Origin of the sequence: Acinetobacter sp. yr461 (genome assembly GCF_900110445.1) — a bacterium.
GTDB lineage: Bacteria > Pseudomonadota > Gammaproteobacteria > Pseudomonadales > Moraxellaceae > Acinetobacter > Acinetobacter calcoaceticus.
Genome location: NZ_FODU01000008.1, coordinates 19763 through 33316, shown reverse-complemented (window position 1 = coordinate 33316; position 13554 = coordinate 19763). Strand labels below are relative to the sequence as shown.

The 13554-nt window shown below is 36.7% G+C and carries 12 protein-coding genes and 1 tRNA gene; 5 read left to right on the top strand and 8 right to left on the bottom strand.

Translation table 11 applies throughout. From position 1 onward, the window contains the following. Positions 1-8: 8 nt before the first annotated feature. From BMW38_RS12630 to BMW38_RS12615, 4 genes are all read right to left on the bottom strand, one after another. Positions 9-899 carry a mitochondrial fission ELM1 family protein gene (locus BMW38_RS12630; RefSeq protein WP_092708594.1) on the bottom strand — a complete coding sequence of 297 codons (891 nt, stop codon included), beginning with the start codon at positions 897-899 and terminating at the stop codon, positions 9-11. Positions 900-966: 67 nt separating this feature from the next. Beyond that, on the bottom strand, positions 967-1893 hold the full coding sequence (locus BMW38_RS12625; protein WP_004638857.1) for a branched-chain amino acid transaminase: 927 nt from the start codon (positions 1891-1893) through the stop codon (positions 967-969). A gap of 24 nt (positions 1894-1917) precedes the next feature. Next, entirely contained in the window at positions 1918-4668 is a 2751-nt protein-coding gene (glnE, locus tag BMW38_RS12620) for a bifunctional [glutamate--ammonia ligase]-adenylyl-L-tyrosine phosphorylase/[glutamate--ammonia-ligase] adenylyltransferase (protein ID WP_092708591.1), read from the bottom strand. 67 nt (positions 4669-4735) lie between these two features. Beyond that, positions 4736-6007: a sensor histidine kinase gene (locus BMW38_RS12615; protein WP_092708588.1), complete on the bottom strand. Its 1272-nt coding sequence runs from the start codon at positions 6005-6007 to the stop codon at positions 4736-4738. Positions 6008-6311: 304 nt separating this feature from the next. Between BMW38_RS12615 and BMW38_RS12610 the strand changes: the two genes are divergently transcribed. Beyond that, positions 6312-6461: a TraR/DksA C4-type zinc finger protein gene (locus BMW38_RS12610; protein WP_092708797.1), complete on the top strand. Its 150-nt coding sequence runs from the start codon at positions 6312-6314 to the stop codon at positions 6459-6461. 151 nt (positions 6462-6612) lie between these two features. After that, positions 6613-6795 carry a hypothetical protein gene (locus tag BMW38_RS12605; protein WP_092708585.1) on the top strand — a complete coding sequence of 61 codons (183 nt, stop codon included), beginning with the start codon at positions 6613-6615 and terminating at the stop codon, positions 6793-6795. 239 nt (positions 6796-7034) lie between these two features. On the opposite strand, the gene BMW38_RS19355 is transcribed toward BMW38_RS12605, so the two are convergent. From BMW38_RS19355 to BMW38_RS12585, 4 genes are all read right to left on the bottom strand, one after another. Beyond that, positions 7035-7655, bottom strand: coding sequence for a hypothetical protein (locus tag BMW38_RS19355; protein ID WP_139193539.1), 621 nt, complete (start codon positions 7653-7655; stop codon positions 7035-7037). 12 nt (positions 7656-7667) lie between these two features. Continuing rightward, complete coding sequence (locus BMW38_RS12595; RefSeq protein WP_092708582.1) at positions 7668-9059, bottom strand: hypothetical protein; 1392 nt, start codon at positions 9057-9059, stop codon at positions 7668-7670. 112 nt (positions 9060-9171) lie between these two features. Continuing rightward, the gene (locus BMW38_RS12590; RefSeq protein ID WP_092708579.1) at positions 9172-10119 is read right to left on the bottom strand and encodes a hypothetical protein; all 948 of its coding nucleotides are present in this window, start codon (positions 10117-10119) and stop codon (positions 9172-9174) included. 143 nt (positions 10120-10262) lie between these two features. After that, a tRNA-Leu gene (locus BMW38_RS12585) sits at positions 10263-10349 on the bottom strand. Between the two features lie 182 nt (positions 10350-10531). On the opposite strand from BMW38_RS12585, the gene queA reads away from it, so the two are divergent. The 3 genes from queA (at position 10532) to BMW38_RS12570 (ending at position 13487) form a co-directional block, all read left to right on the top strand. Next, the gene (gene queA / locus BMW38_RS12580; protein WP_005050179.1) at positions 10532-11569 is read left to right on the top strand and encodes a tRNA preQ1(34) S-adenosylmethionine ribosyltransferase-isomerase QueA; all 1038 of its coding nucleotides are present in this window, start codon (positions 10532-10534) and stop codon (positions 11567-11569) included. A 235-nt stretch (positions 11570-11804) separates the two neighbouring features. Continuing rightward, on the top strand, positions 11805-12833 hold the full coding sequence (locus BMW38_RS12575) for a hypothetical protein (RefSeq protein WP_092708576.1): 1029 nt from the start codon (positions 11805-11807) through the stop codon (positions 12831-12833). A gap of 84 nt (positions 12834-12917) precedes the next feature. Then, entirely contained in the window at positions 12918-13487 is a 570-nt protein-coding gene (locus tag BMW38_RS12570) for a LemA family protein (protein ID WP_004638768.1), read from the top strand. The last annotated feature ends 67 nt before the right edge of the window (positions 13488-13554 follow it).

Below are 13554 nucleotides of genomic sequence, written 5' to 3'. Positions count from 1 at the left end.
TAAAAAATTTAATTTTTCGCTAAAAGATATGTTGCCACACGGTCTGCTTCTTTAAAAGCATAAGGTTGTGGTAACTGTACAACACAAGTCTGCTGTGAAATTAATTTTGATTCTAACATTTGATCAACTGAGTGGGTAATGCGGTCGTCTTTCAAACGGTCCATTGCCATTACCCCTACTCGACAACCCGCGGTAAGCGCCTCAAAAATCATAGATACGCTGTCTTCTGTCACCCAAACAGCTTCTGCTTTTTGCATTTCTTCAAAAATCCAGCCTTGAGGTGTTTGCTCAACCGGAAATATTTGCAAATGTGTGGCAAAGCTTTGTTGTCTTAAAATATCGATAAATCCTGCTGGCGTTCGGCGTGAAGTCGTCAGAATAATTTCAACGTCTGGATTATTCTCAACAATTTTTTGAACACTGCTTAATACTTTATCTTGGTTCCATTGATGTCGTTTTGATGAACCACCTAATGCTATTAACACTCTGGCTGTTTGATGGCGATTTTCATTACGAATTGGATTGAGTGCACCACGCGTGACAATCACATGGCTATCGGCATGGATACCATCATGTTCTGGAATAACAGCATAATCAAAACAAACCACAGGTAAGTTGGGCTTCATCAAAATAATAGTTTTAGCTTTTCTAAAAATTTTACCGAGTAACCAGACCCGAAAATGAGTGTGACTTCCCACTCCAAATATAAAATCGGGAGCTTGTTGAAATAAGGAGTTTTTTGAAGAGAAAAGTACCTGAATTAAAGAAATAATAGGTAAATCAGAAATGAGGATCTCTTCAAAAGTTGTATCTGCCTGTTGTCTTTGCATCGCCTGAAACAAGCCTAATGCTTGTGAGCGATGTCCTGCCTTACCATCAGAGACATAGACAATATGCATAAAAGCTCCATAAGCCAAAAATAAAAAGGCGAAACCAAAGTTCGCCTTTTTATGTTAACGGATTAACTTATTTTACGTAAGTTAACCAGTGTTCATATTTCGGATTTCTACCTTGAACTGCATCAAAGTAAGTCTTTTGAATTTCAGTAGTAATTGGGCCACGGCCACCTGCACCGATTTGACGGTCATCATATTCACGAATTGGTGTTACTTCCGCAGCAGTACCTGTGAAGAATGCTTCGTCTGCAATGTAGAATTCATCACGTGTAATACGGCGCTCAACAACTTGATAACCAAGATCTCTCGCAATCGTCATGACAGTTTGGCGTGTAATACCATCAAGCGCACCACCTGCGATATCTGGAGTATGTAAAACGCCATCTTTAATTAAGAATACGTTTTCACCAGAACCTTGGCATACATAACCTTGTGGGTCCATTAACATAGCTTCATCGTAACCAGAATGTGCAACTTCTTGGTGAGCAAGAATTGACAACGTGTAGTTACCAGAAGCTTTTGCTTTACACATGGTCACGTTTGGATGATGGTGAGTAAACGATGAAGTTTTAACGCGAATACCATTCGCCATTGCTTCATCACCAAGGTATGCGCCCCACGCCCATGCTGCAACTGCGGCATGAATGGTGTTATTTGTTGCTGCAATACCAAGTTTTTCTGAACCGATCCAGATGAGTGGACGTAAATAGCAAGAAGCTAATTTATTTTCACGTACAACATCAATTTGTGCTTGTTCAAGCGCTGCTTGGTCATACGGTACTTTCATTTGATAAATTTTTGCTGAATTTAACAAACGTTTTGTGTGGTCTTGCAGACGGAAAATGGCAGTACCTTTAGGCGTTTCATAAGCACGAACACCCTCAAATACGCCCATACTGTAGTGTAAAGTATGTGTTAAAACGTGAATCTTTGCATCACGCCAATCAATTAATTGTCCATCTTGCCAAATAAAACCATCACGATCAGCCAAATTCATGGAACACTCCAAATTGTTATAAAATCATTCACTATCCAACTCAACCGAGGCGGTTGGGTCTATTAATCTTTGCCATAAATTGCAAACGACCGCACGGGTACTACGCCAGTCCGCTGCGCTTACTTGCATGGATTGATTTGCAAGGGCTAAACGGTGGCTTTCGGCACGTTCACTAAGATAGGCTCGAATTAATGCTGTGGCATCTTCACTGGATAAGCAGTCTGCTTTAGCAGCATCTTCTAAAATTCTTACATTATCAGAATAATGGGCGAGATCAGGGTTCGTCCCGCTCCATGCAAGTACAGCATACTGTGCCATAAATTCGATATCGACGATACCACCTGCATCCTGTTTTAAATGAAAAATACCATGTTTTTTTTGTTCAGAAGATGAACCTAGGTGGTCTTTCATTTTCTGACGCATTTTCAACACTTCTTCACGAACATAAGCCTCATCTCTAGATTGAGTCAATATCTCACGGCGAAATATTTCAAATTTCTGGCAAAGCACCTCATCGCCAGCAATAGAACGTGCTCGAACTAATGCCTGATGCTCCCAAAGCCATGCACTTTTCAACTGATAGTGTTCGTATGCCTTAAGACTTGTCACCAACAAACCTGCTTCACCTGACGGTCTTAATCGTGTATCAATTTCATAGACACGGCCATCAAGCGTTTGAGTAGTCATGAGTGACATAAATTTTTGAGCAACACGCATCGCAAACTCAAAGCCAGTAATAGACTTAGTTCCATCCGTATCGGCTTGTTCATCCAGATAATGAATAAAGACAAGATCTAAATCGGAGCCATAACCCAGCTCAATTCCACCTACTTTGCCATACCCAATGACAGCAAAGGCTTTGTAGTCAAGAGAGCAACGTTTCCCATCGACATCACATGGATAACCATGACGCTTTGCTACGGTCTGATAAGCTAAATGGAGGGTTGCGTTTACACTCACTTCAGCAATATCGGTTAGCGCATCAGATACTTTCATTAGAGGGCTTTCAGCTAACACATCGCTTGCAGCGACAGTGAGTACATTGCTCTTTTTAAACAGGCGAAGCGCTCGCATTTGGTCTTCAACCTGATCAATCTCAATGCGAAGCAACTGCTGACGTAAAGAATCTTCTAAGTCCTTGCGTTTTGGCAACTCAAAGTCCATCGATAAAAACTCATCAAGCAGTACTGGATATTGCGTTAGTTCTTCACAAATCCAAGGACTTACGGTCGCCATTTTAACTAAGCGTTGTAATGCCCCTTTACTTTCAATCAGCATGACTAAGTACACTGTCCGGCGCATGACCGATTCAATCAGTGGCATTAAACGTAAAAGTGCAGTTTGAGGTTGTTCGGACTGTAAAATCACTTCAATTAAATGAGGCCAGAATGTTTTTAAACGCTGGACTGCATTTGAAGGTAGTTTTTTGAGTGCATGACCGTGCCAGAATTCATGAATCAAATTTTTCGCATTGTCATCCAACACTTCATCTAACTGCTGCTCTAACTGTCCAAAGTTTTCAGTTGCGGCATTTGAACTTGTATCTTCAATGAGCTGCTTAAATTGAACTTTTACTTTCTGGCGTTTCTCATTGAGAACATCAATAAATTCATTCCAGCTCGCAAAACCCAAGGTGTCTATAATTCGTTGTCTTAGGTCAATTTCTTCTGGCAATAGCTGAGTTTGCTGATCGTTGAGTGCTTGAATTGCATGTTCAACACGGCGTAAAAACAGATAGGCATCTTCTAATTCTAAAACGGCCTGTTTTTCTAATAAACCTGCTTCGCCAATGTGCTCAAGGCTGACTAAACATTGACGATCTTGTAACTCACGTTTAGACCCGCCATAAATAAGCTGGAACACCTGAACAATAAATTCAATTTCACGAATGCCACCCGCGCCGAGTTTAATATCATCCTCGATATGACGGCGCAGAACTTCTCGCTCAATCATCGCTTTCATATCGCGCATAGCAGCAAAAGCGGTGTAATCGACATAACGACGGAAAACAAAAGGACGTGTCATTTCTAACAAGTCTTGCCCTTCTTTATCTCCAGTTACAACACGTGCCTTAATCCATGCATAGCGTTCCCATTCACGACCATGCTGACTTAAATATTTTTCCAAAGCGGCATGACTAATCGCCAATGCCGAGCCATCCCCCCAAGGACGCAAGCGCATGTCTACTCGAAACACAAAACCATCTGCGGTAATGTGTTCAAGTAAATAAATGAGTTTTTGCCCCCATAAAATACAGAACTGCTGTACATCAATGCATTTACGACCATTGGTTTCGCCTTGTTCATCAAAGGCAAAAATTAGATCAATATCACTCGAGAGATTAAGCTCCTGTGCACCGAGCTTACCCATGGCAACTACAATCAAATCTTGAACTTTGCCAGAGTAACCCACAGGTTCACCGTGTTTCGCTACGAGTGCTACACGTGCAAAAGCCTTTGCCGCACAAATGCTGGCATCGGCAAAATCAGAAAGTTCACGAGTAAGTGTGACAACATCGGTTAGTTGATTGGCATCTTGCCAAATCCAACGGAACATTAAACGACCACGCAAAATACGAAGTGCGCGCATCCAAGATGTTTCGTCACCAATTCCATCTAATGTGGTTTGTACAAATTGGTAAATTTGATCAGTTGAGAGCGGTGCAGTAAATTGATCTATTTGATAATCTTGTTCTAAAACAGCCTGATGCAGGCCTAAAACTTGTTCTGCATACTGACTAGCACGCAATGTTTTTTGTAACTGCTCCGCATTCATATAAAAAGCTCTTTTCCTCGTACTCTCTTTTTAGTTATAGCAGTTCGAGTAGTGGTAGGAAAAGGGATTAGACTAATTTTGCTTCCGATGATGATTGATATTCGATATGAGGATCATGACTTTCTTGAGCCGAAGGTAATAAAACTTTAAATGTGGTTCCAACACCCTCTTTGGAACTGACATTAATTTCCCCCTGATTAATCTCGACAAAACGTTTACACAAACTCAAACCTAAACCCGCACCTTTTTCACCTGCGGTACCTTTAAAGCTGGCCGTAATACGTGGATGGAACAAATTCGCCATTTGTTGCTTGGTCATGCCTAGACCAGTGTCTCGCACTGTTATTTCAATATTTTCGCCAGTTTGTTTGGCTTCAATAAAGACTTTGCCCGAGCCATCAACATCTGTAAATTTCAGCGCGTTTGACACCAAGTTTTGAATCACTGAGGTCATCATATTGATATCGGCATAGATTTTTAAATCTTCTGGTACAGCATTCACCAATTCAATATTTTTCTTTAAAGCTAAGGTATATAAAACATCAAAAACGATATTGCTGACTTGTCTAAGGTTAAAGTTAATCGGGTGATAAACAAAACGCCCACCCTCAGCCATCGCCCATGTCAGTAAGCTTTCGAGCAAGTTATAGGTTGATTGCGAAGTGTCATATAGATAGTCTGCAATATTTTGAATGCTCGATTCATCTAAAGTTTCACGCTCTTTGGCGAGTACTTCTGAAAAACCTAGCAGACCATGAAATGGCGCTCGAAGATCATGTGAAATGATTGAAAAGAATTTTGTTTTACTTGAGTTAATCGCGACTTGTTGCTCATAGAGTTCGTTTAACTCTTCATAGTTAAACTTCAACTCGACCTGCTGCATAAAAGTAGAGCAGTAATCGAGCAATAACTGGATGTCTTCATCTTCAAATGTTGCTGCATCGTCATCAAAAAAAACGGCGAAGCCCATAGAGGTTTTATCGGGATGTAGAAGATGTACGGCCAACGCCCTACTACACTCAATATTTAATTCTTTTAAATAGTTGGTTAAATTTTGATAGGAAGGATGTAAGTGATTAATCACCTGTTGTTTAGCAAAGCACTGTTTTAAATGTTTTGAAGGTTTAAACGAAATGGCGGTCATACCATCTGGGCAACGATGCCAAAAGTAAGGTTCTTGATTAAAAGTCAATAAGGCTTTTTTACACTTCAAAAGACGAAGACTAAACCGGAAAAATTGCTCGATATAGTTCTGCTCGGCATTTAATCCAAGCAAAAGCGATATTCTACAAGCACTTAACTGCTCAATCTGGTTTAGTTCTAAATGTTGGAATGTCATTGCCCGCCTCACAGATTTTGTCGTTTTTGGTCGGAACCGCTCTTAAAAGAAATGTACTTATAATCATTATGATCTACTACAAACTTTAACACAGTACATTAAAAGAGCAACTTTCTTTTCAAAATAGAAATGTGAAGTTTCAATTAAAGGTTTTTAGATACATAAAGCGAGCAGTTTTTAGGAAAATACAACAAATTTTTGAAGGTCGAGAGTTGTAAGATGTTAGAAATGCGAGTTCAGAATAATGAAAAAAAGATAAAATTTAGCTTTAAATTTTTGACCATTACAATTTAAACAGGTTCAAATTCAACCTAAAGACTTTAGCCGCCCTTCTCTTACCGAATGTGAAGAATGCGGAAATGATATTCCTGTTGAGCGTCAGCGCTATGGTTCTATAACCCTTTGCGTGGAATGTAAAAATACACAAGAAAAACTTTCATATTATTATCGTTAATTATTTTAGTTCAGCATGTCAAAACAGTTTTCACATTTTAAGTCACATGTTTTCAAGAAATCAGCATGATTAAATTTGGTAGATAAAACAAAACCCCAAAGATTCGCGGTCCTTGAGGTTTCAGCTTCCACTCTTGATATATGGGACAAGAATGAAAGGTTTAATTAAGTATACTCCTAAAACCCAAACGAAGGTAGAAGGACAAATGAGTGAATATGGTGCAGACAGAGCAGGTAACAAATTAGCAAATGCAGCCGTTATTGCTGCATGGTTATTTGGCTTATCTGCTTTAATCATTGCTATAGGTATGGCCTATAAAAATTTTATAGGATGAACACTATGGAAAAATATGGTTTTTGGAGAGTAGCTTTTCTTTTTTCAATTATATTCTTCATCTGGAAATTGCCTGACCTTGTTCAAGCATTTCGGTGGTGGTGAGTTATGTGGATATACCCTATCTTAATCGGCATGATCATGGGCATTATTATAAGTAGCTCTATGTTCTTATATCTTTTCACATAACGCCAAACCCGGCCCCACCTAGGGGCTGAATAATATATTAAAATTTTAAAACTACCCTAAGTATATATTTTCATAAAAAAATCTATAAAAAACAGTTATTTTAAAAAATTCCTTATTCGGAGAAATAACACTGCTATCTTTCTCTATAAAGCCAAAGTTAAAAAGCTCGATATTAGGGTTTTCCAAATATCCTTCCTTTACCATCCTACCTAATCCCCCGTTGGGAATTACTCTCGTTATAGGCTTAAGTGGCAGATCTTTCATATTTTCTATTTCATCTATTAGGTGATGATCTAATTTATTAATAATATAAACAAGTTTATAAAATAATGATTTATTTTCTGTAGTAGGATTTTTAATATATATTCTAAAAGCCCTAGCGAGCATTTTTGCCTGCTTTTCAATAAAAGTTTTCTCTAAAATTTTTATTGTTTCTAGACCCAGCCTTAAATTATCCGGATTTTCTTCTATAAATTTTTCAAATACTTCTGAATCTATTTCAATAGTATTTAAGAAAGTTTGAATTTGTAATGTATATAGAGCATCATTACATTTTCGGGTATATTCAGATATCTCCTCAATGGATTCTTTTATTTTAGTAGCACCTCCTAAAGTAAGAGAATCAGCAATAACCAATCCTGTATTTTTCAGAATAATATTTAAAATATTCATTTTAATTCCTTTTTAACCAGTCTCACTATCAGGCTTTGTATTGTTTTTTCCTGTACCAGAACTATTACCATTACCAGAAATTTGTTCAATTGCTTTCATTGCAACTGCGCTAACGTTGGCTGGTAGATCTTTAAATTTTTCATTTGTAGAATCAACCATACCAGCATCTTTACCAAAGTAGTCTGGAACAAGATCTTTATGAATCTGATTACGTTCATCTTCATTAAGTTGATTAATAAAAGGGCGTAATGTAGCAAGTTTCAGCATCATATTTTCACTATGGCGCATGTGAACATAGGCTCGATAAGCAACACGACTTGTATAAATAATAGATGAGAAAAGCAAGACTGAAAATATTAAACGTAGAACAAGATAAATTAGAGCATTTTCTTGAGCAGCAGAATAAATCTTTTCAATTTTTTCAATAGGCTGATCTTTATATTTTTCAATTAATGCTGTAACTGGTATATCTGTTTTCTCTTTGTACTCATCTAAACCATTCAAGGCTAGACAAATCGATAAAATAATAATTAAAAAAGTACCTACAGTCATAACCCAATAAGTAATACGCTCCCAAAAAGCACGATTTTTATAATGATCAGTAATCTGCTGCTCACCCTTGGCTTGTACCATATTCTTTAATATTTTATAGTCATCATAGGTACTTTTAAAATCTTGATCAGTTTGATTAACTAAATTACCTAAACTCTCAACTTTACCCTTAACTTCTTCTTCATATGTAGTATGAATATTAACTAACGAGGATTTTAAATCTTCAATTACAGCATTAACTTGTTTTTTTAAATCTTTTTCTTGTGCTAATACAAAACTATTGACTGTTGCACTAATTTGAGTTGAATTTAAATTAACCTCATCTTTTAATCTTTTAATCTCAGCTTCTAATAAAACAACCCTATCATATAAACTATCATTATTCACAGAATTATTTAAACCAAAAGACTGATTCATAGCATGCAGTTCATTTATAATAGAATCCATCTCAAATGATACATCAGCCTTTTTAATATCTCTAAATAAAATATTTTTTTCAAAAAAGTCAGCAACATGCTTGTAGAAACCCCAAATAAAATCCCTTAAATAAAGATGTGTATTAAGTTCACCTCCTGCAACATGAGAAGAAATAATAATAATACTATCAAAGTAATCTCTTATAAATCTTACATTTTCATCATTTAAATCATTACCAAATACACTTACAAGAAACTCTTCAATTCTGTAAATAATTTTTTTTAATTGATTAAATATAGAAATATAATCAAACTTAAGCCTTCTACCATTACTCGTTATAATCTCTCTAGTTTTATTCGGATAATCAGCATTTAATAATTCTGCAATTCTCCTACAATAAAATAGATCGCTAACCTCTTCTTCACTTAACAACATCTTCTAATCCCCAAATCACGGAATTCGAACAAAATAACCTTCTGGAAGCTCTCCCAGTGGCTCAGCAATACGAACAAAAATCTACGTAACAACGTTCCCAACTTTTCATTATTTACCCCTTTAAATTCTTGATAGCTTCTGTAGTAGCCTTAACCATCTCTGTTGTGCTTTTCATTTGGTCAGATATTAAATTGCTCATATCTTTATGTGCTGCCCCATCAACTTCTCGACCAAAGTATTTAAGTGCAAGTTCTTTTCGTACACTGGCTGCTTCCTCAGTAGGAATGCTTTCCATGAAACTTGGGTAAGCTTGTAGCTCAACTTGTGTTTGATAATTTTGATCTGCTAATCTTTGATAATGAGCGGATTGTTTTAAAAAGTAACTTATTAATGTAATACCGACTAATAACAGGGATACTTTTACAGCCCAAAACTCAATAGTAGAAAAAAGATGAGGAACTAACTCATGTTTAAGTGTTAATAAACCTACAGATAAACATAATACAATTGCTAACCCCCAATAAAAATATGATCTATAATTTTCTTCTAAATTTCGATATTTAATAACCGCGTTATTATAGATACCTTCAGTACGGGCATTATCAACTAAATTCCTTAACCTTCTAAAGTTAGATAACTCCGTATTAACCTCAGCAATAACAGGGCTTAATGCATTTATAGAGAGATCTTTAAAAGAACTTTTTACAGCTTCATATTTCTGTATCAGAAAATTAATTTCATTGATTTTACTTAAACATTGCTGAAGAATATCATCATTTATTTCATTAAGAAGTAAGTTTGAAACATCATCAACATCTTCCTTTATACTTTCCAAAAAGCCAATTTCTTCATAATGTAAAAAAACTGTATTTAGAGACGAGTTTATATTTAAGAGTATATCTCTCATACTATCTCTTAAATCAGATCTCATTTTTGCAGATATAACTTGATTAACTGTACTTCTAATCTTTTCTGATAGTTTTGACTTCAAATTCTTAAATTCATCTACTTGTGCTCTAATAACTTTTAGTTCATCTTCCGTTAAAGTCTTCTGTGCCATTTAATTCCCCCCAATTTATTATAAAGTCTTGACGCGTAATAGTATCTAAGCTTTTCTAAACTTTCTACAATAAAAATCAGCCTAACAAAAAACCCCTAAACCGTTAGTTTAGGGGTTTTCGTAGAATCATAAGATTCTGAATATGGTCCCGAGGGTCGGACTCGAACCGACACGTCATCTCTGACAGCGGATTTTGAGTCCGCCGCGTCTACCAATTTCACCACCTCGGGAGAGGAAGTATGTTTGTGTTGCGTATATTAGCGCGTTTGTAAAACTTGTCAAACCCTAAGTGAATATTATCGTTCACTTTTAGATCACTTAAACATTTTTCATGATTTAAGCCAGAAGCACAGCCATAAAAAAGCGAAAAAGTTTATACTAGGCGCAATTTTTGCGGTGTTTTTTTCTAAATATGCAACTGTCTGACTTTTCCTTTGAATTACCTGATGAACTTATTGCCCGTTACCCTCTTGAATCACGTAGTGCTTCGCGGTTGTTGCACTTAGACTCAAAGGGTCAATATCACGATCACATGTTCACCGACATTATCGATCTGTTCGAAGAAGGTGATCTGCTAGTGCTCAATGACACCAAAGTCATGAAAGCACGACTAAAAGGAAAACGCTCTACAGGCGGTGCTATTGAGATTTTGGTTGAGCGTATGCTGAACCACACCACAGCATATTGTCACATCAAATCGAGCAACTCGCCTAAAGCGGGTGCTGAGCTTTTTGTTGGTGCAGATAATATTCCCGTGATTGTCCGTGGTCGTCACGAAAATTTATTTGTGGTTGAGTTTTCACAGCCAATCTTGCCTGTCCTTGAGCAATATGGTCAGTTACCTATTCCGCCTTACTTTAACCGTGAAGCAGAAGAAATTGACACCGAACGTTATCAAACTGTTTTTCATAATCCTGAAAAAATTGCCAGTGTTGCCGCACCCACTGCAAGCTTACATTTTGATGAAGAATTATTAGCAAAGTTAGAACAAAAAAATGTTCAAAAAACTTTTGTGACTTTACACGTTGGTGCCGGCACATTTATGCCAGTTCGTACTGATGACATTACCAACCATATCATGCACAGTGAATGGTGTGATGTTCCTCAAGAAACAATTGATTTAATTTTGGCGACTAAAGCACGCGGAAATAAAGTGATTGCCATAGGTACAACTGCAACACGTGCTTTGGAAAGTGCAGCTCAAGCCCATAGCGGTAAAATTGCAGCTTGGACTGGCGACACGCAAATCTTTATCTATCCGGGCTATCAGTTCTGCATCGTAGACCGTTTAATTACCAACTTCCATTTACCAGAATCTACCCTGCTCATGTTGGTGTCAGCTCTTTCAAATCGCGACAACATTTTAGCTGCCTACGAACATGCAGTTAAAAACCGCTATCGTTTCTTTAGTTATGGCGATGCTATGTTGATTGATAAATTAGAAGTTTAAAAAATTAAGGTTGGGTTAAACCATACTGGTGAATTAAAAGGTTTAACCCAGCCCAGATATTTACAATAAAAAAATCATGAATTTAACCCAGTGTGTTGCAGAAATTTATAAATAAAACTCAAGCATCAAATTTTTGAAGACAAATTCTTAATTTAAAAGCATTTAGTATTTATCTCTTTCAATTTAAAAGATAATCTTAGATAGCACTTTTTATGATAATCAACTCATTGCCTCCATGCCAATCGATACCGTACAAGAAGCTCTTCATATAAGACGTAAAAAAAATACACAGGTTTTTCGCAATATTGCTCGACTTTGGGATGCTGGACAAAAATCTCATTCAACCCAAGATCTTTTAGATGCTTTACATCCGTGGCGTGAAGATCACAACCTTCGCTTTTTTAATGTGCTCCCCTACTTACTCGCAATTTGCAGCATCACAATATTGGCCTTTGGCTATTTTCTTCATCCGTATATTCAATATATTTGGAGCTTTTTAGGCGCATTTTTAACAGGGTTTCTGGCGTATTTACTCTATCAATCTCAAGAACCCTTAACGCAAGTCATTCATTATCTGGAACAGCGCATGGTGATATTGCGTTATGGTTTACAATTTCAGCAGTTGCCAGCCTATCTTCCCATTCATGCTCAGCCAGTTTTAGTTCTGAGCAAATTAAAGCAGTATTTCCCACTGTTTAACCGAGGGACTGAATCTAACGAAATTGCCCAATATGCTTCTGTCACATGGAACGATGGCGTAACAGATCATCAAGTCTTGCTGTTTCAATATCATTACGTTAATGAAATACCGATTATTCAAGATCAAAGTAGCGAAAAAAAAATTATAAAAGAAATTCATAAAGACCTATGGGGCGCTTTTATATTTGAAATGCCTGCCCTAGGTATTGCTGTCAGCAATCAGCGTTCTCGTTTTTTTACTCCCTACAGCAGTAAATGGCAAAGTAGTGATATTTTAATTAACCAAGAACTTAATATTTTGGGGGTTAATCAACATCAGTTAGCCAAAGAAATCAGCCCAAGTCTAACTTTAAAATTACATGATTTTTTTCAGCACTTTACAGGTGATTTAATTTATCATCACGAAGAACAAATTTTGTGTTATCTGGGTGAGCAAAACCTTTTTCAGACCACCAGTAAGCAAAGTGAAATTCATGATGTTTCAGCATTGCGTGGGCACTTGCGTACCATGACCATGCCGCAATATGAAAAATTTCAGAAATTCATGTTGAACTTAATTAAATAAATCTCTCGTATTACTTAACTGGTGACTCATTAAAAAATGAGACATCCAAAAGTGTACTGAGGGAATAACAATAAGGAACTGACCATGACTGGTTTATTTATTTTCCTGGGGATTTTTGTTGTACTGATTGTCTGGGGCATTCACATCCGTAATACCATCGTACGTTATTTTAATGCGACCAAACGTGCTTGGTCTGAGGTTGCCAATTTCGAACGTCAGAAAGTCAAAACTTTAGAAGCGCTTGAGACAACACTGAATCAATATACTCAGTTTGAAAAATCGACATTAGAAAAAGTCACCGAACTACGTCAGCAAATTCTTAATTTAAATGTGAATAACACTGATATTTCTCAGCTACAGCAAATTGAAAAAATGAGCCAAGAACTGATTCGAAGCTTAAATGTGGTTGTTGAAAATTATCCTGAGCTTAAAGCCGACTCACTCTATAGCAAGATGATGGATGATATTCAGGAACAAAACGAAAATGTGGGTGCGGCTATTACCATTTTTAACCGTAATGTCGAATTATTTAACAACCAGATTGAAGTATTCCCCAACAATCTCATCAATACATTAACTTTATCTAAGAAAGCTATTCGTCCTTTTAAGGATAATCTTGTTAATGAAAATTTTGACTATAAACCTAATTTTTAATAGGAAAAGAACAGTCTATAACCTAGCGGAAATTTTATCTATTTTATAGCCAGCTACATTTAGTAGT